Origin of the sequence: Pseudoclavibacter sp. RFBB5, assembly GCF_002931555.1 — a bacterium.
GTDB lineage: Bacteria > Actinomycetota > Actinomycetes > Actinomycetales > Microbacteriaceae > Pseudoclavibacter.
In genome coordinates this window covers 95,326-115,098 of sequence record NZ_PSTZ01000002.1, presented here as the reverse complement: position 1 = coordinate 115,098, position 19,773 = coordinate 95,326, and the positions used below count along the sequence as shown (strand labels likewise).

Sequence of the window (19,773 nt, the reverse complement as noted above, 5' to 3'; positions counted from 1 at the left end):
CGAACCCGGAAGCTAAGACTCTCAGCGCCGATGGTACTGCAGGGGGGACCCTGTGGGAGAGTAGGTCACCGCCGGACTTCTTCATGAGCCGGGGTTGGTTGGTGAGTGAGCAGAGATGCTCCTCGCCCACCAACCCCGGCTTTTTTGTTGCCCGGAAACACGGCTGCAGACCACGCACGACGATTCCTCCGAGCCAGGAGCAATACAATGCCGCACATGGGTGAATCCCGCAGGAGGAACTCCCACGACGCCAGCAACTCCCCGGGCCCCGGCATCTCGAAGGTCATCAACAACAACGTTGTGATCCAGATCGACGGATCCGGGCACGAGCGCGTGCTGATGGGGCGAGGGCTCGGCTTCCAACTCAAGCCGGGCGACCTCATCGACCCATCGCGCGTCGAGAAGACCTTCGTGCTCGCAACGGGCAGCGAGGGCGACCAGGCACTGCAGCTGCTGAGCGCCGTGCCCTACGCGGTCGTCGAAGCCGTCATGGGCGCCGTCGACGAAGCCGAGCGCACCCTCGGCCGTGACCTCGGCAAGCGCCTGCCCCTCGCGATCATCGACCACATCCAATACGTCCTCGAACGCCTCGACAAGGGCATCCGCATCCCCGCGACCTCCATGCCGGAGCTCCGGGTGCTGCACCCCCAGGAATTCGCCGCCTCCAAGCAGATGGCAGCGTCGATCTCCGCGGCACTCGGACGTGAGCTCCCGCCGGAAGAAGCAGTCTTCCTGACCATGCACGTGCTGAACTCCACACGCGACGAACCGGACGGCACCTCGGCGCTCCTGTTCCGGCGCGTGCAGCACGTCGTCGTCACCGTGGAGGCCGGCCTCGGGGTCGACCTCGACGTGGACAGCCACGACTACGCGCGCTTCATCCTCCACATCCAGTTCCTCCTGCAACGGCTCGTGTCGCGCAGCATGCTCCGCTCAACAGACTCGTCGTTCTTCGACTTCACGAAGCGCACCTACCCGCGCTCGTTCGCGATCGCCGAGCAGGTGAAGAGCTACGTGCGGGAAGCGACGGGCGTCGAGCTGACCGACGAGGAGCTGCTCTACGTCACCGTGCACATCGAGCGCCTCGCTCAGCACATTGCCTATGGCACGGACGTCGAGCCGATGCTAGAGTGACTGCCGCAGGGCAATGAAGTCCTGCGGAATCCTTGGATTGTTACCGGTCAAGCGGGCAAAACCTGAACTCATATCGCCGAAATGGCGGTGTTCGAGTTCAGGTTTTTTTGTTGCCCAAAATCTCCCTCGAGACGCTTGGTGCGGGCGACAGACCAGGGACTCCAGACTGAGTTGCCGCCGTAGGCGGGAGAAGGAGAGCGGTCCCATGGATCACTCAAGAGTTGCAGCGGATGTGCTCAAGGGCGTCGGCGGCGAAGAGAACGTCAAGTCGGTGGTGCACTGCATGACCCGCCTGCGCTTCGCGATCAGGGATGACGCGAAGATCGACAAGGCGGCGGTCAAGGCCATCCCCGGCGTCATCACGACGGCCGAGGCCGGCGGCCAGTACCAGGTTGTCATCGGCAACGAGGTGCCAGAGGTCTACGCGGAGCTCGGCAAGATCTCGGGCCTCGTCGCGGGCACGCAGGCCACCGCAGTTGACCCCGACGAGCCCAAGAAGAACCTCTTCAACCGCTTTATCTCGATGATCGCGGCCCTCTTCACGCCCCTGCTGTGGGCCCTGGCTGGCACCGGCCTGCTGAAGGCGTTCCTCTCGGCCGCGGCGACCTTCGGCTGGATCGCGACCGACACGTCGACCTATCTGGTCCTCAACGCGCTGTCCGACGCGTTCATCAACTTCCTGCCGATGGCCCTTGCCATCACGGCGGCGCGCTACTTCAGGGCCTCCGAATGGACCTCCTTCGCGATCGCCGGAGCGCTCGTCTACCCGACGATCACCCCGCTGGTCGGAGCCGAGGGGCTGACGTTCTTCGGCGTCCCGTTCACGATGGTCAGCTACGTCTCCAGCGTCATCCCGATCATCCTCATCGTGTGGCTGCAGAGCTACGCGGAGAAGTTCCTCTACGCCAAGCTGCACTCCTCGGTCCGCCGCTTCCTGACGCCCATGATCGTCGTCCTGATCGCGGTCCCACTCGTCTTCGTGGTCGTCGGCCCGATCTCCGCGCTCCTCAGCGGATGGCTCGGCGAGGGCATCGGCTGGATCTTCGCGAACGTGCCATGGCTCGGCGGCGCCATCATGGGCGGTCTGTGGCAGGTGTTCGTCATCTTCGGCCTCCACTGGGGCTTCGTGCCGCTGTTCACGCTCGAGTTCCAGGCAACCGGTCAGATCCTGCTCATCGGTCCGGTGTTCGCCGCCGTCCTCGCACAGTCCGCGGCAGTCGCCGGCGTGTGGGTGCGGACCCGCGACAAGAAGCTCAAGTCGCTCGCGGCGCCCGCCACGCTGTCCGGTTTCCTCGCCGGCATCACGGAGCCCGCGATCTACGGCATCAACCTCCCCCTCAAGCGCCCCTTCATCTTCGGCATCATCGGTGGAGCGCTCGGCGGTGCGATCATCGCCATCGGCGGCGTCTTCTCCACGGCGTTCGTCGTCCCCTCCGGCCTGGCGCTCCCGGCGCTCTTCGGCAACGGCAACATGCTGTTCCTCGGTCTCGGACTGATCGCCGCGATCGTGGTGTCCTTCCTGCTCACCGTCATCCTCGGCTTCAAGGACCCGGTGGATGAGGATGCCCCGGCAGCGGCCGCGAACAACGACCTGGAGATCCGCAGCCCCCTCGACGGCACCGCCGTCGCACTGTCCGAGGTCGCGGACCCCGTGTTCGCGGGTGGAGTGCTCGGCAAGGGCGCTGCCGTCCTGCCCAGCTCCGGCGCCGTCTACGCACCCTTCGACGGTGTCGTCGCCGCCGCCTTCCCGACGGGACACGCCATCGGCCTGCGCCACGCGGACGGAGCCGAGGTGCTCATCCACATCGGCGTCGACACGGTGAAGCTCGGCGGCCAGCACTTCTCCATGAAGGTCGAATCCGGCCAGGCCGTGAAGGCCGGCGAACTGCTCATCGAGTTCGACATCGACGCCATCAAGGCGGCCGGCTTCGACGTGACGACGCCCGTCATCATCACGAACGCCGAACTGTACCCGGAGATCACGAGCCAGGTCACCGGCCCCATCTCGCACGGAGAGGCGCTGTACCTCGCGAAGTCGGTCGAGGCCATCGCGCTCGCCAAGTAGGCGCATCCACGCCTCCAGCCCTACATCCACCTGCTCACGAACTCACGCACGAACGCATCGCAGAACGAAGGAGACACGCGTATGACGACAACGAACTTCCCAGACGGATTCCTCTGGGGCGGCGCGACCGCAGCCAACCAGCTCGAGGGCGGCTACCTCGACGGGGGCAAGGGCCTCTCCATCCAGGACGTCATGCCGAAGGGCATCATGTCGCCTCCCACCGAGGGGCCGACGGACGACAACCTCAAGCACGTCGGCATCGACTTCTACAACCGCTACGCGGAGGACATCGCGCTCTTCGCGGAGATGGGATTCAAGACGTTCCGCTTCTCGATCGCGTGGAGCCGCATCTTCCCGAAGGGCGATGAGCTCGAGCCGAACGAGGAGGGCCTCGCGTTCTACGACCGCGTGCTCGACGAGCTCGAGAAGCACGGCATCGAGCCGCTCGTCACCATCTCCCACTACGAGACGCCGCTGCACCTCGCGCAGCAGTACGACGGCTGGGTGAGCCGCGAGCTCATCGGCTTCTACGAGCGCTACGCGCGGGTGCTGTTCACGCGCTACGGCTCGCGCGTGAAGTACTGGCTCACGTTCAACGAGATCAACTCGGTGCTGCACGCCCCGCTCCTGAGCGGTGGCATCCTCACCCCGAAGGAGCAGCTCAGCGAGCAGGACCTCTACCAGGCGATCCACCACGAGCTCGTCGCGTCGGCGCTCGCGACGAAGATCGCGCACGAGATCGCCCCGAACGCGCAGGTCGGCTGCATGCTCATCGCCATGCCCGTCTACCCGCTCACGCCGAGCCCGGCCGATGCGCTCGTGGTCATGGACGTGGACCACTCGAACCTGATGTTCGGCGACGTGCACTTGCGCGGTGAGTACCCGGGCTTCGCGCTTCGCCTCTTCAAGGAGAAGGGGATCAACCTCAACATCACGGATGAGGACCGCGAGATCCTGAGGAACACGGTCGACTTCATCTCGTTCAGCTACTACATGAGCATCGCCGAGACGGCGGACCCCGCGGCTGGCGCCGGCGAAGGCAACATTATGGGTGGAGTGCCGAACCCGACGCTCGAGAAGAGCGAATGGGGCTGGGCGATCGACCCGGTCGGCCTGCGCATCGTCATGAACCAGTTCTGGGAGCGGTGGCAGAAGCCGCTATTCATCGTCGAGAACGGGCTCGGGGCGAAGGACCAGCTCGTCGAGGTCGCCGGGGTCAAGACCGTCGAGGACGACTACCGCATCGCGTACCTCAACGACCACCTCGTGCAGGCCGGCGAGGCCATCGCCGACGGCGTCGAGCTGCTCGGCTACACGACGTGGGGCTGCATCGACCTCGTCTCGGCGAGCACGGCGCAGCTGAGCAAGCGGTACGGGTTCATCTACGTCGACCGCAATGACGACGGCTCGGGCACGCTCGAGCGCTACAAGAAGAAGTCGTTCGACTGGTACGCCGAGGTCATCCGCACGAACGGTGGCAGCCTGCAGGCGTAACGGCCAGCCCCCATCTCCTCCGGTAGTCCATTACTCGGGGGATCGGCGCTCGCAGAGGCGGGCCGCGCACATCGCGCGGCCCGCCTTTCGTTTCGGTGCACGCGATCGGACATACCCGGACAGGGGGATTGCCGAGGGTCACTGACCAACATCAGTGCAATATTCGGGTCTCCAGGCGCCGCGGGGCGCGTTTCGCCCGATATCGCACTGATGTTGGACAGCCGGGCTCAACACGCTCTTCGACCCGACCGCCGGGGATGGCGTCACGCGAGGCTGCGACGACCGCGTGCTGCCTCAGAGGCAACAGCGAGCGGATGCGCTCGCGGCGGCCCTCGAGGCCGAGGCCCCCGGGGTCTTCGAGATCGACGCGCCGGAGGGCGGCCTGTTCCTCTGGCCGCGCATCGCGGACGACTCGATCGACGCCGACAGGCTCGCGGACGACGCGACGGCCGAAGGTATCAGCTACCAGCGCGGCTCGTTCTTCCCCTCAGGGCCTGGCACGGATTCGGATCGACGCCTCCGGCTCTCCTACGGCGACACGTCCGTCGAGCGACTCCAGGAGGGTGCCGTCCGCCTCGGCCGCGCCGTCGCGAAACAGCGCTGATCGTCGCGCGCCTGCCGTCTCGGGCGCCTGCCGTCTCGGGATGGCAGAGTCACTTCGTTGAGGAAAGTTTCCCGGAAAACAGCGAGGTTCCCATCCCGAGGTGAATTTCTTTCCCGAGGCGACTTCTCTCTCGAGGTCACTTCCCAGCACGAGACGCCCCGGGGTGGTTCCGTCCGAGCCAGCTGCCCTCCGCTTCGGGATGGGAAACTCGCTCCGTTCGGGAAAGCTTTCGCCAAGACAGCGACTTTTCCATCCCGAAACCGGGGCCGGGGTCGGGGTGAGTTCGCGGGCCAGTTCGAGGGCGACTTCGCGGGCGAGAGTGGGGGCCGGGACGCGGAGGGCAGCGTCCTACGCGGACGGCTCGTCCGCAGCCGCCGCTGACTCGGCGGGTGCCGCCTGCGGCTCCCGGCCGCTCGTCGAGAGGCGCGCGAGGTGGATCTCGAGGTAGCAGATCTCGGCCTCGCTGAGCTTCCCGCCCTGCGCTTCGATGATGTCCCGCACTCGGTCGCTCGTGGCGACGATCTCGGGATACGAGTCGCGGATGGCCGTGAAGAGCTGCGGGGGAGCGCTGTCGAGCTGTGTGCGGGTCGTCATGCGCGCGTACAGGTAGCGCAGGTGGGTGACGAAGCGGGCGACGTTCGTGGGGTCGGCGGTCGCATCCGCCCCCAAGGTTTCGGTGACCACGTCGACGACGCTCTGCAGGGTCTTCGTCATGGCGACGGTCTGCGAGGTGTCGGACTTCGCGAACTGCGCGTTGACGAAGTGCATGGCGAAGGCGGTGGCCTCGTCGGCGTCGATGGCCGCATCCGCGCCGAGCTCCTCGTTGGCGAAGCCGACGGTCGCCTGCCCGAGCTGCGTCTCGCGCGGGTAGAGCTGCGCGATCTCCCACTTGAGGGGGAAGTCGACGCGCAGGCCGGTCTGGGCTCGGACGACCGCGAAGTGCAGGTGGTCGGCGACGGAGAGCAGGAGCGCCTGGCTCGGCCGCACGTCACCTGCCGTCTCGGCGTGGTCGACGGCCCGGCGCGCCACGCGGAAGACCTCGAGCGGGATCTCGCGGGCGAAGTCGGCGAGCTGCCGCAGCTCGAGCGCGGTGGAGGGGGCGAACGATTCGGTCGCGGAGGCCAGCTCGACGGTGTCGCCGAGGCGCTTCCCGAAGCCGATGCCGCGGCCGAGCAGGATGACGCGGTCACCGGCGGCGTCGACCATGACGGCGTTGTTGTTCAACACCCTCAGCAGGGTTCCCGTCTGCGTCTTCGTCATCGGGTCTCCCCTCCTCACGTTCTCGGGTTCGGCGCGCGGCGTCCGTATTCAGCCGCCGCACGCACAGATGAAGACTACGTCCGCTTGGACGCAGCCCGAGTGGATTCCCGGGGACCCCGACGTGCGGGACCCCCGGGAAGGACACTAGATTCCGGTGCCGTTGGCGCTGATGACGCCCGCGTACCAGTCGAAGGACTTCTTCTTCGAGCGCTCCATGGTGCCGTTGCCGGCGTTGTCGCGGTCGACGTAGATCATGCCGTAGCGCTTCTTCATCTCGCCGGTCGTGAACGAGACGACGTCGATGATGCCCCACGGCGTGTATCCCATGAGGTCGACGCCGTCTTCGGAGACGGCGAGCTCGACCTGCTCGATGTGCGCCTTCAGGTACTCGATGCGCGCGTCGTCGTCGATCGAGCCGTCCTCGTTCACGACATCGATCGCCCCGAAGCCGTTCTCGACGATGAAGAGGGGCAGCTCGTAGCGCTCGGTGAGCACGTTGAGGGCGTAGCGCAGGCCGACGGGGTCGATCTGCCATCCCCAGTCGCTGGCCTTCACGTACGGGTTCGGCACGGAGTTGGCGAGGCCGCCGTTGAAGATCTTCTCGTCGTTCTGCACGTCGGCCTTTGCGACGGTCGACATGTAGTAGCTGAAGCCGAGGTAGTCGACGGTGCCCGCCGCGAGGATCTCGGCGTCGCCGTCCTGCCAGCCGATGTCGTAGCCTTCGCGCTCGCGCTCCCGCACCGCGTAGGCCGGGTAGTGGCCGCGCACGTGCACGTCGGGGAACAGGAAGCGGTCGCGGCTCGAGATCTGCGCCTCGAGCACGTCGGCCGGGTTGCAGGAGTACGGGTAGATCGGGACGTGCGAGATCATGCCGCCGATCTGCAGGTTCGGGTCGACGTCGTGGCCGGCCTTCACCGCGAGAGCGGATGCGAGGAGCTCGTTGTGCGCGACCTGCAGCACGACCTCGCGCGGGTTGTCCTCCGGCGTGAGGAGCACTCCCGAGTTGGTCCAGAGGAACAGCTCGTTGCGGGTGTCGAGCTGGTTGTTGATCTCGTTGAACGTCATCCAGTATTTGACCTTCGTCGCGTACCGCTCGAAGCACACCTTCGCGAAGCGCTCGAAGAAGCCGACGAGGGCACGGTTGCGGAAGCCGCCGTACTCGCGGGCGAGGTGCAGGGGCACCTCGAAGTGCGAGAGCGTGACGACGGGCTCGATGCCGTGTTTCAGCAGCTCGTCGAAGAGGTCGTCGTAGAACTTCAGGCCGGCCTCGTTCGGCTCGAGCTCGTCGCCCTTCGGGAAGATGCGGGTCCACTGGATGGACGTGCGGAAGCACTTGAGGCCCATCTCGGCCAGCAGTGCGATGTCCTCGCGGTACCGGTGGTAGTGGTCGATGGCCTCGTGGTTCGGGTAGAACTCGCCGGCCTCGACGGAGTCGGTGATGCGGCGGGGCACGCCGTGCTCACCCGCGGTGAGCACGTCGACGACGCTCGGTCCCTTGCCGTCCGCATCCCACCCGCCCTCGAGCTGGTGTGCTGCGACGGCGCCGCCCCAGAGGAAGTCGCTTGGGAGTCTGCTCATGGTGATGAGTGCCTTTCTCGTCTGTGATCTCGTCGGGAGTTCTGGTCAGTTGCCGGTGGGCGCGGGGGCGGATGCGGACGCGACGGCGACGGCGAGCTGGTCGCCTGCTGCGACTGCTCCCGCTCCGGTCGCGACGACCTCGCTGTAGCTGCCGGAGTTGGTGATGAGGACGGGGGTGATGAGGGAGTAGCCCTCGGCCTTGATGGCGACGGCGTCGAACTCGAGGAGGAGCGCGCCCTGCTTCACCTTGGTGCCCTCGGAGACGTGGGCGGTGAAGTGCTCACCGTTCAGCTGGACGGTGTCGATGCCGACGTGGATGAGGACCTCGACGCCCTCGTCGGAGATGAGGCCGATGGCGTGCTTCGACGGGAAGACGGAGACGACCGTGCCGTCGAAGGGCGCGAAGACCTGGTGGCCTGCGGGGTCGATGGCCGCGCCCGAGCCCATGACGCCTGCCGAGAAGACCTCGTCTGGCACCTCGGCGAGGGTCAGCACCTGGCCTTCGAGCGGGCTGGCGACGACGCCGGTGCTGTTCGATGCGGTAAGGGCTGCTTCGAAGCGGGCGTTCTGCTCAGGGTCGGTGGGGCGAGCCTGGTCGAGGTCGCTCGTGGGCAGGTTCTCGGCGACGACGTCCTTGAAGCCGATGAAGTACACGAGTGCGGCGGCTCCGAAGAAGGCGACGGCGCATCCGACGACCATGCCGATGATGGAGTTGGGGTTGTCGGGGCTGACCGAGTTGACGATGGTCAGCATGCCCGGCAGGCCGGCGTACGCGTAGTAGCGCGAGCCGAAGAAGGAGATCGTGATCGCTCCGACCGCGCCGGCGATGCAGGCGAGGAGGAACGGGCGCTTGAGTCGGAGCGTGACGCCGTAGATGGCTGGCTCGGTGATGCCGAAGATGCCGGTGACGGCCGCGGAGCCGGAGACGCCGCGCATCTCCTTGTTGCGGGTCTTGAGGAACACGCCGAACGCGGCACCGACCTGGGCGATGACGGCCGCGGTCTGGAATGCCTGGAACGAGTCCTGGCCGAAGCGGTCGAAGTTGTCGAGCACGAACGGCGTGACGCCCCAGTGCACGCCGAAGATGACGGCGACCTGCCAGAAGGCGCCGATGAGGCCTGCTGCGACGGCCGGCGCGATCTCGACGAGCCAGTTGTAGCCGTTGGCGACGCCGGATGCGCCTGCTGCGGAGAGCGGGCCGATGACGAGCAGCACAAGCGGAACCATGACGACGGCCGAGATGAGCGGCACGAGGAGGGCCTGCGCGACGCCGCGAAGGTATCTGTTGAGGAAGCGCTCGAGGTAGGAGAGCACCCAGACGAGGATCAGCGGGGGCAGCACGGATGACGAGTAGGTCGTCGAGTTGAGGGCGATGCCGAGGAAGTCGATGGTCTCGCCACCCTCGATGCGGCCCGCGAGGGCGGCCCAGTCGGGGTTCATGATGGCGGCGGCGCAGAGCACGGCGATGTAGGTGTTGACCTTGAAGTGCTTCGACGCGGTGATGGCGATGAAGATCGGCAGGAACGCGAATGGCGTCCAGGAGATGAACGTGAGCACGAGGTCGGTGCCGGTGCCTTCGAACGCCGGCCAGATCATGCGCGTGATGATGAGCGAGCCCTGCAGGAGGCCTGCGGAGGCGAGGATGTACACGAAGGGTGCGAAGACGGCCGACATGGTCGCGATGACGCGGTTCAGGATGGACGGCTTGTGGGCCGTCGTCTCCGGCACGTTGTTCGAGATGTTGGCGTTCGACATGAGCGCCTCGTGCACCTCGCCGACGTGCGAGCCGATGACGACCTGGAACTGGCCGCCCGCCTCGACGACGGTGATGACGCCGGGCAGCGCGGCCACCTTGTCCTTGGCACCGGCGGGGGTGTCGTTCAGGACGAGTCGGAGCCGGGTCGCGCAGTGCGACGCCGACTGGATGTTCTTCTCGCCGCCGACGAGATCGACGATCTCGCCTGCGAGCCTGGGATAGTTGCGGACTGCTTCAGCCATGGCATTCTCCATTGATGCTTGGGATGGGGACGTTCCCGAGCGGAGAGCCTGACGACATGACGGTGCAAGAACAGATAGCGAGGTCGACGCCCTACGGAGCAGCAATGCTCGCAGTGCGTTGCGTCAGCTCCACTCGGGAGCTGTGACGTGGGTTCTTGCCTCGCTGAGTAACAGGCCCGCAGTCGCCTCGAACTCTAACCGCATCCTCGCCGATTCGGCAAGCGCGGTTCGAGCGCTACACGGGTCCGGCGACCTCCGGCGTGCCCTCGCGGCTGCCGACACCAGTGAGGCCGCGCTCGTCGAGGAGGCGCCGCGCGAGCACCGTGGAGCCTGCGACGGCGGCTGGCATCGTGAAGACCGCGCCGCCTGGAACCATGAAGCAGAGCTGCGTCGCGACGCCGAAGCCGAGCAGCTGTGCCCGGTTGCCGCGGATGACGGACGCGCGCTGATCGCCGAGCAGGCGGCGCGCATCCAGTGTCCTGCCGGTGAGTTCCCGGGAGAGCACGGTGCCGTTGAGGGCGACGCCGACGATCGCTGCGGTGACCGAGCCGACGAGCGGGATCACGCCGATGACGGCGACGACGATGGCGGAGAGGATGCCCATGCCGACGAGCCAGAGGCTGCCTTTCGCGGCGGCCCAGAAGCCGAGGCCCTCCCCGGGGTTCTCGTCGCCGAGGTCGCGTTCGACGCTCAGCCAGATGCGCTCGTAGAACGGGTCGCCGACGGTCAGGGTGATGGCCGTGAAGGTCGTCACCGACAGGAAGACGCCACCGGCGATGATGAGGGTCATGAAGGCGATGCGGAGGGTGTTGCGCCAGACCTCGTCCCACTGCGCGGCCCACGGCGTCGCCCATTCGACGATGTCGTCGACGAAGAAGAACAGCGTCACGAGGGCTGCGCCGACCAGCACGAAGACGATGAACGCCGGGATGAGCCCCAGCAGCATCATGTGCGGCTTCCGCTTCCAGTACCCGAAGCCCTGGAAGAGCGCGCCGACGCCTGCGAAGAACTGCCCGATCATGCCACCGAGACTACTGAGGCGCGGCAGGGAAGCGGATGCGTGCATCCACGTCCCCGCCGCGCCTCAACGCTCGCGGTTCGTGCGAGAAGGAACTACAGCGTGATGAGGCCGTTCGTCTTCGTGGTCGCGGCGTCGTAGCGCTGCTGCACGTTGTTCCAGTCGGCGATGTTCCAGAACGCCTTGATGTAGTCGGCGCGCACGTTGCGGTAGTCGAGGTAGTACGCGTGCTCCCACACGTCGAGCATGAGCAGCGGGACGAGGCCGAACGGCACGTTGCCCTGCTGGTCGAAGAGCTGGAAGATCGCGAGCTGCTCGCCGAGCACGTCGTAGGCGAGCACTGCCCAGCCGGAGCCCTGCACGCCGAGCGCGACGGCCGTGAACTGCGCGACGAACTTGTCGAACGAGCCGAACTGCGCGTCGATCGCGGTGGCGAGCGAGCCGGTCGCCTCACCGCCGCCGTTCGGGGAGAGGTTCGTCCAGAAGATGGAGTGGTTGACGTGGCCGCCGAGGTTGAACGCGAGGTCCTTCTCGAGCTTGTTCACGTTGGCGAGGTTGCCGCTCTCACGGGCTTCGGCGAGCTGCTCGAGGGCCGTGTTCGCGCCCTTGACGTAGGTGGCGTGGTGCTTGGAGTGGTGCAGCTCCATGATCTCGCCGCTGATGCTCGGGGCGAGCGCGGAGTAGTCGTAGGCGAGGTCGGGAAGGGTGTATGCGGTCATGGTGTGACCTTCTTTCTGTCGGTTTTCGTGGAGTGGTTCGTGGTGGCTGTTCGCGCGAGCGCTATTGGTCGAAGGACGACGCGTCGAGGCGACCGAAGCGACGGTTCTGGTACATGAGCGGCGGGGTGCTGCTGCCGTGAAGCACTTCGAGTACCTCGGCGAGCACGATCGTCGAGCCGCCGACCTTGACGGTGCTGGCGATGCGGCACCGAAGCGTCTCCCGCGCCTGGGGGAGGTACGGCTCGCCGGTGGGGAAGTGCTCCCACCCCTGCTCCGGCGTGAAGCGCGGGGCACCGCTTCGGGCGAAGTCGAGGGCGAGCGTCTCCTGGTCGAGGCTGAGGAGGTTCACCGTGATGTCGCCCGCCTCGAGGAGGCCTCCCGCGCTGCCCGTTGCGCGGGTCACCGAGAACGAGAGGGTGGCCGGGTCGACGGCGACGGAGCTGACGCTCGACGCGGTGAGTCCGACCGGGCCGGTGGCGGTCTGCCCGGCGATGATCGCCACGGCGGCGGGATGCTCCCGGAAGGCCGTCTTGAATTCGTCGGCCAGTGCTGCTTGGGCCGATGCCGCTTGAGCTGCTGCCTCGGGGGCGGGATCTGTCATCGAATCGGCTCTCTGCCTTCGCTGAAGGACGGGGATCGGAGTTGCGTGTGCGTTCTGTCTTCGAGGCTAGAACCTCAAGTATGGTTGAAGTCAATTCGAGCGGTGGGATTTCACTGTGAGCGAGACACGCAAGGACACACAGGGGTCGCCCCTGCCCTCCGACGAGCTGCTCACGGTGAGTGAGATGGTGCGACGCACCGGGGTTGCCGCATCCGCCTTGCGCTTCTACGAAGAGCTCGAGCTCATCGCGGCGGTGCGCACTGCGGGCAACCAGCGCCGGTACGCGCGGCACATGATCCGCCGCGTCTCGCTCATCTCGGTGGCGAAGCGCCTCGGCATCCCGCTCTCGGACGTGCAGGATGCGTTCGCGGACCTGCCGCGTGACGCGACCCCGAGCCAGGAGGACTGGCAGCGGGCCTCCGGGCGGTGGAAGCGCACGCTCGAGGAGCGGCGGCGCGGCATCGAGCGCCTCGAGGAGGAGCTCATGGGGTGCATCGGCTGCGGTTGCCTGTCGATGAAGGCGTGTGGGCTCCTCAATCCCGACGACGCCCTAGCGGGCGGCGGGTCCGGCCCGCGCAGGCTGGACTGAAGCGGGCTGTTGCAGTGCTTGCGCGCCGCTTCCGCTGGAAAGGGGTCCGCGATCGTGGGGGACCGCCGTTCCGTGACAAATGTCACGTCAGGAAGTGACGCGCGAGACTGGCTGGTGTCGGTGGTCGCGAATATCGTTCGAAGGACCGGCGCAGAGCCGGGACGGCAGAGAGCCGGAACAGCAAACAGGGGAGAGACCATGGCTGAGTTCAAGATCGGTGACACCGTGCAGGTGACGGGGGACACGATGACCGGCAACGTGGGGACGGTCACGTCCTACGACGAGAAGCGCGAGAAGTACCTCGTGCTCATCAGCGCCGTCACGCAGAACTACTTCACTGCCGACGAGCTGAAGCTCTTCACGGCGTAGAGCGCGGCGGTCCGGAGGAGGCTACGGCGCGGCTAGCTCAGCAGTCTCAGCGGACGCAGCCAGCTCGTCAGGCTTAGCGAGTCGACTGTGCCTGATGACTGTGCCTGGTGACTGCGCGTGGTGACGGAGCCTGGTCTCAGCTGTTCAGGCCGTCGAGGTAGGCGTCCGTGGTGCGCTTCTGTGCGGCGCGGGCGTCCGCCTCGTCTGAGCCCGCGGCGATGGATGCATCCGCCCAGGCTTCTGCGCTCTGCACGAGGAACGTGCTCGCGTCGTCCGTCTGCACCCAGGAGGTGGTCTCGAGGGGCACGCTTGCACCCGTCGCGAGGTGGTGGGCGAGGCTCGCGAAGCTGAGGTCCCAGCCGACTCCCGTCGCGCCGACCCCGAACTTCGGCCACGTCTCCTCGTCGGTCGGCGAGTGGTGCTCGAGTGAGAGGGTCGCGTGGGTCTCGTCGACCTTCGTGAAGTGAACCTCGAGGTGGGAGTGCTCGCCGTCGTACTCCCACGTCGCAGTGAACGAGTCGGGGGCGTGGCATCCCGTGATGTGCCCGTGGGCATTGTCCTGAATCTGGTAGGTGCCACCCTGGCGGAGGCTCCCGTCGACGGGGGCGAACCACTGTGCGAGACGGGAGATCTCGGTTGCGGCGGACCACAGCGAGCTGCGCTTCGCCGCGAACGTCTGCGTGAGGGTGATGACAAAGCCGTCGTGGCCGTCGAGCTCCTGCATCCGCACCGAGCGGGCGACGGCGGCGAGCTGGCCGGCGCCGTCGAACGTCGGAGTGCTGGTGGAGGCGGGCGTCGTAGTCATGTGCCCTCCTTCTGTGTGTCGGCGCGGGTTGAGCTGCGGGGTGAGGGTGATGAGCTGCGGGCGGCGGGGTCTGGGGCGCCTTGTCTTCTGGGGTGCGGGCGTGCGAGGTGGGCGCGCAACCCGTCCCTCAAGGGTCGCACCCCGGCGCATACCTTTGCAGGCTCGGCGCGGGGTTCGCTGTGACGATTACGTGAAGTTGCGGTTGCGGGCGTGCGACGACGCCGCGGGTCGTGCGGGGTGGGTCCCGTGCGTCAGGGAACGCGGATGGCTTGGGTTGCCGCGGTCTCACCCTTCCACGGCAGGAGGAAGAGTGCGAGCAGTCCGGCGATGATGGTGAGCCCGCCGACCATCCAGATGACTCCTGGCCAGTCGAAGTGCTGGAAGAAGACGCCGCCGAGGAACCCGAAGATGCTGGAGCCGCCGTAGTAGCCGAGGTTGTAGAGGGCTGTCGCCTGGGCGCGGCCTCGGCTCGGGTAGGCGCCTGCCCAGCCGACGGCGACGGAGTGGGCGCCGAAGAAGGCGGCGGTGAAGATCGCGAGTCCCGTGATGACGAGCCACAGCTGCGGCGAGAGGGTGAGGGCGAGTCCGCCGAGGGAGATGGCGGTGGATGCGAGAAGCACGAGCTTGCGTCCGTGGCGGCCGGCGAGGCGGGCGATGAAGGGCGACGAGAAGGAGCCGGCGAGGTAGGTCACGAAGACGAGCGACACGAGCCAGACGGGCAGGAAGTAGGGGGCTTGGGTGAGGTGGAAGCCGAGGAAGTTGTAGACGGCGACGAACCCGCCCATGAGGAAGAATCCCTGCGCGAAGAGCCCGAGCATCCTGGTGCTGGAGAGGTGGGCGGTGATGGCCTTCCAGGCGCGGCCGATGCTCGCGCCGAGGGTGCCGCCTGCGTTCTTCGCGAGTGGTGCGAAGCCGCGGGGCTTGGGGATGAGCCAGATGAAGAGCACGGCCATGGCGACGGAGATGAGCGACACCGTGAGCAGGCCGAGTCGCCAGTCGAGGAGCTCGGCGACGGGGGTCGGCACGATTCGGCCGCCGAGTCCGCCGAGGGTGTTGCCGGCGACGAACGTGCCGGCGGCGCCGGCCGCCGCGGTGGGGTGGAGCTCCTCGTTGAGGTAGGCGATGGCGCAGGCGGGGACGCCGCCGAGGGCGATGCCCTCGAGGAGGCGAAGCACGAGGGCGAGCTCGAAGCTGGGCATGAGGATCATGAGCAGGCCGAGGATGGTGGCGCTCGAGATGGAGATCGTGATGGCGCGGACGCGACCCATCCGGTCGGCGGCGATCGACCACGGCAGCACCGAGATGGCGACGCCGAGGGTGCCCATGGAGACCATGAGGGCGGCGGTCGCGGGGTCGATGGCGAAGGTCGTCGAGATCTCCGGCAGCAGCGCCTGCGGGGCGTACAGCTGCGCGAACGTCGCGAACCCGGCGCACAGCATCGCGAGCTGGATGCGCCGGTAGTCGCGGGACCCGCCGAGGTGACCAAGCCAGGGGTTGCCTGTGGATGGGGGCTTCGGGGTGTTGGTGCGGTCGGGCGTCACTCGTTCGAGGGTACTCCGGGGCCTTCGGGTCGGCGTTGTGCGCCTGCATGGGTGCGCGCGCATCGTTCGTCACCTCGCCCGAATGTCCTGCGACCCGCCGGGTTTGCGGACCGGTCGGGTCGTGTGTAAGCTATCCCCTGGTCAATCGCGCAAGCGAAACACCGGGCGCCCGTAGCTCAACGGATAGAGCATCTGACTACGGATCAGAAGGTTAGGGGTTCGAATCCCTTCGGGCGCACAGTACAAGAGCTTCACAGTTCGGGTACACAGCTCTGTGTTGAGACAGATGCAGGAAAGGCTCGCGAAAGCGGGCCTTTTTTGTCGCCTGCTGCATTCTGCCTGGTGGGCCCAGCCTGGTGGGCCCAGCCTGATGTCTCCTGCCTGCCGCCTCGGCCCCGCGAGTCAGTCGCGCCCGCGAGTCAGCCGCGCCCGCGAGTCAGCCGCGCCCGGTGGTCCGGAGCGCTTCGGAGTTCGCCGCCGCGTCGCGGCGCGCGGTGCGCACGAGTGCGATGCTGCCGAGGATTAGCACCGCGAGGGCGCTGACGGGCGCGAGCATCAGGCCGAAGTATCCGAGGCCCACGAGGAACTCGGCCGCCGCGGGGTCATCGGGGCGGAGGCCTGCTGCGAGCGCGAGGGCAGCGAGCGCGACTCCGAGGGTGACTGCTGCTGCGATGAGCAAGGGCTTCATGGGGTGATCCTGGCACACCTGTTCATTCCGCAACGCTGCACTTCCAGAGGCGCTGACCCTTCCGCGGTTCCCCTCTCTCCACAGGTTGGGTCTCTCCACAGGTTGGACGCCGATCCCGGGTCTTTCAGAGTGTGCCTCGTATGGTTGGAGTCGGTATTCGAGATCACTCCGGGGGAGTTCGTGACTGTGCGTAGATCATCACCTGCTGTCGGCGCTGTCGGCGCGCTTGCTGTTGCGCTGCTGCTGAGCGGATGCACGCTCGCGGAACGCATCGGCGCCGAAGGCTCCGGTTCGCCCAGCGCGCCCTCGACGGCCGCGTCCTCAACGGGCGCATCCTCGTCGGGGGTAGCGACGCCCGCGACGCCAGCCCCCACGACGTTCCCGGTCGCCGACGCCCTCGAGGGCGACGCACTCGTGTGCCAGGATGCGAACGCGGCCACGGATGCGATGTTCTCCCTCTCGGCCGATGGCGCGAGCTACGACGGCGATGCGGACAAGCAGGCGCAGTTCACGGCGGCCGTCGACCAGCTGCTCGCTGCACGTGACGCGGAGAAGGCCGACCCGGAGGTCAAGAAGGCGATCAGCGATCTCGTCTTCACGTTCACGGGGCGAGCCTCAGACCGCGACGACTGGCTCATCTGGGATGCTGCGCGGACGCACGCCGCCGACCCAGACTCCGGCACGGTGGATGACGCGCTCGACGATGCGGATGACGCCTGCGACGACGTCGGCTACGACTGGGTCGACTGGGCGCCCCGCACCTAGCCCGGTCAGGCTACGACTGCACGGGTCGGACGTCAGCGTCGGCCCGCACGCCTGGACCTGACCGGCTGTCTCCGCGCGCCTATGCCGGGGCGTCTCTGCCCGCTATCCTCTGCCCATGATCATCGTGACGACCAATGACGTTCCCGGATCCTCCATCACGAGCGTGATCGGCGAGGTCTCCGGCCTCACCGTGCGTTCTCGCAACATCGGTGCCCAGTTCGCGGCGGGCTTCAAGTCGCTCGGCGGCGGGGAGCTGAAGGGGCTCACCACCCAGCTCGAGCAGGCGCGCGCGGAGGCCGTCAAGCGCCTCGAGTCGGCAGCCGAGGCGGCAGGCGCCAACGCCGTCGTCGCGATGCGGTACGACTCGAACGAGATCGACCAGAACTTTCAGGAGATCGTGGCCTATGGGACGGCCGTCGTCATCCGCTGAGGCCACCGGCTTGGTGGGCTGAACGAGCTACGTGTCACGGGCCGCGCAGCCTCGAGACTTTGGGGTCACGCCCGCCCCTTCAGGATGAGGTTCCAGTAGACCCAGGGCAGCACGTGGCGGTCGAACACCCACGTGAGGCGGCGCTCGCGGGCGAGGCCCTTCCAGAACGGGATGCTCGGCCGTTGCTTGAGGGTGTCGTCGAACTCCCCAAAGACGACGCTCGAGCGCGACACCGTGAAGGGGGCGACCGTGTAGCCGTCGTAGTCGCTCTCCGGGGCCTGTTCGCGGAGCACGCTCACGAGGTTCTCGGCGAGCGCCTTCGTCTGCTTCCTCAGCGCACCCCCGGAGCGCTGGCTGCGCGACACGGCGGCATCGCCGAGCGACCACACGTTCGGGAACCGGTGGTGCCGCATCGTGTGCGTGTCGACGTCCACGAATCCGCGTTCGCTCCTCATCTCGGGGGTCGGGTAGGCGAGCTCAGCGCCTGCGAGCCCGGCCTCGGCGATCCATTCGGGAGCCCGCTGCGGCGGCTCGACGATGAGGGCGTCGTAGGGGATGCGCTCGCGGTGTTCCCCAGCGGTCTCGATGACCGCGGTCTTCGCGTCGCCGAGCACCTCGGTGAGCTGTGCCTCGCGGCGCACCTCGATGCCGTATTCGGTGATCTTGCGCTCGAGCTCGCGGTCGATCGCCGGCACGCCGAGCGGCGTCGCATCCGGCAGCACGAGCACGACCCGGATGCGGTCGAGCACGTCCCGGGATCGCCAGTAGTCGCAGGCGAGGTACATGGGCTTCTGGATCGCGCCGCCGAATGACGCGGGCTCAGGCGCCTGCACGAACACGGCCGTTCCCTGCCGCAGCTCGCGCAGCATCCGGGAGGTCTTGTGGGCGAGGCTGATCTCGTAGCTGGACGCGACGTTCGGGGTGTCGAGCGCGGCCTGGAGGCCGGGGATCGCATCCCAGTCCTGCACGACGCCGGGGCAGACGACGAGGTGCTCGTAGCCTATGCTTCGACCGGATGCGAGGACGAGCGACGACGTCTCCGGGTCGACCGAGGCGACGACGTCGCGGATGAGCGTCACGCCGTCCGGCATCACGTCGGCCTGCGGTCGCGCGGCCTGGCTCGCCTTCGCGGTGCCGCCGGCGACGTGCGAGAGGAGCGGCTGGTAGACGTGGTTCTCGCGCGGCTCGACGACGGTGATGTCGTCGACGCCGGCCCGCTGGAGTCGGCCCGCGACGGACAGGCCAGCGTTGCCACCCCCGATGACCAGCACTCGGTAGGTGGTGAGCGTCGGCTGCTGCTTTGGTGTCGGCTTCGGTGTCGTCGCTGACTGCGGTGCTGGCTGGGCGGCGCCGTTCGGGGTGGGGGTCATCAGAGCGACGCTATCCGCCAGTCGCTGTCGGGGGAGCCGCGACCGGGTCATGGTCACGCAACTCCCAGCCTGCTGCCACCATCGCGAAACAACTGAGCGGGTGCGGCGATGCCGCCTACGAACGTGAGCGTCCGAGCCACCAGTCGGGTGACGCGGCGATGATGGTGCGCGCTGCAGCGTCCACGTCCACGTCCCCGTTCACGTCGCCGAGCTCGCCCGAGCGCAGCCACTCCTCGATGGCGCTGACGGTGCCGCTGCCGGCGTAGGCGACGAGGATGCGGTGGTGCCGTTCGTCGTCGATGCCGGGCTGTGCTGGCGGAGCGATCTCGGGGTGCCGCTCGAGGTGGGTGAGGAGGCCCGCCTCGACTCGGTCGACGAGGGTGTCGCGCACGGGCCCCGTGAGGCGAGGCGCCATGGCATTGAGGTAGATCTGCGCGTGGCGGGCGACGTGCCGGAGGAGCTCGCGTTCGGGCTCGTCGAAGACGCTCAGCTCGGTGCCGCTCGTGGCTGGCAGGTTCGCGATCGGGGCCATGAGGGCGTCGATCTCTTCCCCGAGGAAGTCCGCGAGGAGGTGCTCCGGGGTGGTCGCGTGACGGTAGAACGTGTCGCGGGTGATGCCGGCGGCCCTGGCGACCTGGGCGACGCTCACGTCGGCGATGGGCTGGGCGGCCGCGAGCTCGTAGATCGCCGCGCGGAGGGCCGAGCGGGTTCGTGCCTGACGCGGGTCCATTCGCCAACCCTATGG

The 19,773-nt window shown here is 67.5% G+C and carries 19 protein-coding genes, 1 tRNA gene and 1 rRNA gene; 10 read left to right on the top strand and 11 right to left on the bottom strand.

Translation table 11 applies throughout. The features are described from left to right. The 5 genes from rrf to C5B97_RS03210 all read left to right on the top strand — a co-directional run. Positions 1–77 (top strand): 5S ribosomal RNA (gene rrf, locus C5B97_RS03230); the annotation flags it as partial. A 139-nt stretch (positions 78–216) separates the two neighbouring features. After that, positions 217–1,134: a PRD domain-containing protein gene (locus tag C5B97_RS03225; protein WP_104310730.1), complete on the top strand. Its 918-nt coding sequence runs from the start codon at positions 217–219 to the stop codon at positions 1,132–1,134. Positions 1,135–1,339: 205 nt separating this feature from the next. Beyond that, positions 1,340–3,199: a beta-glucoside-specific PTS transporter subunit IIABC gene (locus tag C5B97_RS03220; RefSeq protein WP_104310714.1), complete on the top strand. Its 1,860-nt coding sequence runs from the start codon at positions 1,340–1,342 to the stop codon at positions 3,197–3,199. 81 nt (positions 3,200–3,280) lie between these two features. Continuing rightward, complete coding sequence (locus C5B97_RS03215) at positions 3,281–4,693, top strand: glycoside hydrolase family 1 protein (RefSeq protein ID WP_104310713.1); 1,413 nt, start codon at positions 3,281–3,283, stop codon at positions 4,691–4,693. A 286-nt stretch (positions 4,694–4,979) separates the two neighbouring features. Further along, positions 4,980–5,297 carry a hypothetical protein gene (locus C5B97_RS03210; RefSeq protein ID WP_181026889.1) on the top strand — a complete coding sequence of 106 codons (318 nt, stop codon included), beginning with the start codon at positions 4,980–4,982 and terminating at the stop codon, positions 5,295–5,297. Between the two features lie 348 nt (positions 5,298–5,645). On the opposite strand, the gene C5B97_RS03205 is transcribed toward C5B97_RS03210, so the two are convergent. The 6 genes from C5B97_RS03205 to C5B97_RS03180 form a co-directional block, all read right to left on the bottom strand. Continuing rightward, positions 5,646–6,557: a PRD domain-containing protein gene (locus C5B97_RS03205; protein WP_104310712.1), complete on the bottom strand. Its 912-nt coding sequence runs from the start codon at positions 6,555–6,557 to the stop codon at positions 5,646–5,648. Positions 6,558–6,701: 144 nt separating this feature from the next. Continuing rightward, positions 6,702–8,135 carry a 6-phospho-beta-glucosidase gene (locus tag C5B97_RS03200; RefSeq protein WP_104310711.1) on the bottom strand — a complete coding sequence of 478 codons (1,434 nt, stop codon included), beginning with the start codon at positions 8,133–8,135 and terminating at the stop codon, positions 6,702–6,704. Between the two features lie 45 nt (positions 8,136–8,180). Then, on the bottom strand, positions 8,181–10,133 hold the full coding sequence (locus tag C5B97_RS03195) for a beta-glucoside-specific PTS transporter subunit IIABC (protein ID WP_104310710.1): 1,953 nt from the start codon (positions 10,131–10,133) through the stop codon (positions 8,181–8,183). A 235-nt stretch (positions 10,134–10,368) separates the two neighbouring features. Continuing rightward, positions 10,369–11,154: an EI24 domain-containing protein gene (locus tag C5B97_RS03190; protein ID WP_104310729.1), complete on the bottom strand. Its 786-nt coding sequence runs from the start codon at positions 11,152–11,154 to the stop codon at positions 10,369–10,371. Between the two features lie 92 nt (positions 11,155–11,246). Then, the gene (locus tag C5B97_RS03185) at positions 11,247–11,870 is read right to left on the bottom strand and encodes a superoxide dismutase (RefSeq protein WP_104310709.1); all 624 of its coding nucleotides are present in this window, start codon (positions 11,868–11,870) and stop codon (positions 11,247–11,249) included. 61 nt (positions 11,871–11,931) lie between these two features. Continuing rightward, complete coding sequence (locus C5B97_RS03180; RefSeq protein ID WP_104310708.1) at positions 11,932–12,471, bottom strand: flavin reductase family protein; 540 nt, start codon at positions 12,469–12,471, stop codon at positions 11,932–11,934. Positions 12,472–12,586: 115 nt separating this feature from the next. Between C5B97_RS03180 and soxR the strand changes: the two genes are divergently transcribed. Continuing rightward, positions 12,587–13,060, top strand: a complete 474-nt coding sequence (gene soxR / locus C5B97_RS03175; protein WP_258067888.1) for a redox-sensitive transcriptional activator SoxR — start codon at positions 12,587–12,589, stop codon at positions 13,058–13,060. A gap of 198 nt (positions 13,061–13,258) precedes the next feature. Continuing rightward, positions 13,259–13,429, top strand: a complete 171-nt coding sequence (locus C5B97_RS17865; protein WP_179557633.1) for a hypothetical protein — start codon at positions 13,259–13,261, stop codon at positions 13,427–13,429. Positions 13,430–13,565: 136 nt separating this feature from the next. Here C5B97_RS17865 and C5B97_RS03170 read toward each other — a convergent pair whose 3' ends face one another. Continuing rightward, positions 13,566–14,234, bottom strand: coding sequence for an SRPBCC domain-containing protein (locus C5B97_RS03170; protein WP_181026888.1), 669 nt, complete (start codon positions 14,232–14,234; stop codon positions 13,566–13,568). 251 nt (positions 14,235–14,485) lie between these two features. Beyond that, the gene (locus C5B97_RS03165) at positions 14,486–15,775 is read right to left on the bottom strand and encodes an MFS transporter (RefSeq protein WP_258067887.1); all 1,290 of its coding nucleotides are present in this window, start codon (positions 15,773–15,775) and stop codon (positions 14,486–14,488) included. A 165-nt stretch (positions 15,776–15,940) separates the two neighbouring features. Here C5B97_RS03165 and C5B97_RS03160 point away from each other — a divergent pair. Then, positions 15,941–16,013 (top strand) — tRNA-Arg (locus tag C5B97_RS03160). A gap of 198 nt (positions 16,014–16,211) precedes the next feature. Here C5B97_RS03160 and C5B97_RS03155 read toward each other — a convergent pair. Then, positions 16,212–16,463: a hypothetical protein gene (locus C5B97_RS03155; protein ID WP_104310705.1), complete on the bottom strand. Its 252-nt coding sequence runs from the start codon at positions 16,461–16,463 to the stop codon at positions 16,212–16,214. 186 nt (positions 16,464–16,649) lie between these two features. On the opposite strand from C5B97_RS03155, the gene C5B97_RS03150 reads away from it, so the two are divergent. Together C5B97_RS03150 and C5B97_RS03145 are read left to right on the top strand one after the other, a co-directional pair. Then, complete coding sequence (locus tag C5B97_RS03150) at positions 16,650–17,228, top strand: hypothetical protein (protein WP_104310704.1); 579 nt, start codon at positions 16,650–16,652, stop codon at positions 17,226–17,228. Positions 17,229–17,343: 115 nt separating this feature from the next. After that, the gene (locus tag C5B97_RS03145) at positions 17,344–17,658 is read left to right on the top strand and encodes a heavy metal-binding domain-containing protein (RefSeq protein ID WP_104310703.1); all 315 of its coding nucleotides are present in this window, start codon (positions 17,344–17,346) and stop codon (positions 17,656–17,658) included. A gap of 65 nt (positions 17,659–17,723) precedes the next feature. Here C5B97_RS03145 and C5B97_RS03140 read toward each other — a convergent pair whose 3' ends face one another. Continuing rightward, positions 17,724–19,028, bottom strand: coding sequence for an FAD/NAD(P)-binding oxidoreductase (locus C5B97_RS03140; protein ID WP_104310702.1), 1,305 nt, complete (start codon positions 19,026–19,028; stop codon positions 17,724–17,726). A 115-nt stretch (positions 19,029–19,143) separates the two neighbouring features. Beyond that, positions 19,144–19,758: a TetR/AcrR family transcriptional regulator gene (locus C5B97_RS03135; RefSeq protein WP_104310701.1), complete on the bottom strand. Its 615-nt coding sequence runs from the start codon at positions 19,756–19,758 to the stop codon at positions 19,144–19,146. Between the last annotated feature and the right edge of the window lie 15 nt (positions 19,759–19,773).

Bases quoted from the DNA above. Each gene is read 5' to 3' on its own strand.
- C5B97_RS03200 (WP_104310711.1), bottom strand. From the start codon at position 8,135: ATGAGCAGACTCCCAAGCGACTTCCTCTGGGGCGGCGCCGTCGCAGCA.
- C5B97_RS03185 (WP_104310709.1), bottom strand. From the start codon at position 11,870: ATGACCGCATACACCCTTCCCGACCTCGCCTACGACTACTCCGCGCTC.
- C5B97_RS03145 (WP_104310703.1), top strand. From the start codon at position 17,344: ATGATCATCGTGACGACCAATGACGTTCCCGGATCCTCCATCACGAGC.
- C5B97_RS03225 (WP_104310730.1), top strand. From the start codon at position 217: ATGGGTGAATCCCGCAGGAGGAACTCCCACGACGCCAGCAACTCCCCG.
- C5B97_RS03215 (WP_104310713.1), top strand. From the start codon at position 3,281: ATGACGACAACGAACTTCCCAGACGGATTCCTCTGGGGCGGCGCGACC.
- C5B97_RS17865 (WP_179557633.1), top strand. From the start codon at position 13,259: ATGGCTGAGTTCAAGATCGGTGACACCGTGCAGGTGACGGGGGACACG.
- C5B97_RS03190 (WP_104310729.1), bottom strand. From the start codon at position 11,154: ATGATCGGGCAGTTCTTCGCAGGCGTCGGCGCGCTCTTCCAGGGCTTC.
- C5B97_RS03220 (WP_104310714.1), top strand. From the start codon at position 1,340: ATGGATCACTCAAGAGTTGCAGCGGATGTGCTCAAGGGCGTCGGCGGC.
- C5B97_RS03195 (WP_104310710.1), bottom strand. From the start codon at position 10,133: ATGGCTGAAGCAGTCCGCAACTATCCCAGGCTCGCAGGCGAGATCGTC.
- C5B97_RS03180 (WP_104310708.1), bottom strand. From the start codon at position 12,471: ATGACAGATCCCGCCCCCGAGGCAGCAGCTCAAGCGGCATCGGCCCAA.
- C5B97_RS03155 (WP_104310705.1), bottom strand. From the start codon at position 16,463: ATGAAGCCCTTGCTCATCGCAGCAGCAGTCACCCTCGGAGTCGCGCTC.
- C5B97_RS03135 (WP_104310701.1), bottom strand. From the start codon at position 19,758: ATGGACCCGCGTCAGGCACGAACCCGCTCGGCCCTCCGCGCGGCGATC.
- C5B97_RS03205 (WP_104310712.1), bottom strand. From the start codon at position 6,557: ATGACGAAGACGCAGACGGGAACCCTGCTGAGGGTGTTGAACAACAAC.
- C5B97_RS03140 (WP_104310702.1), bottom strand. From the start codon at position 19,028: ATGACCCCCACCCCGAACGGCGCCGCCCAGCCAGCACCGCAGTCAGCG.
- C5B97_RS03170 (WP_181026888.1), bottom strand. From the start codon at position 14,234: ATGACTACGACGCCCGCCTCCACCAGCACTCCGACGTTCGACGGCGCC.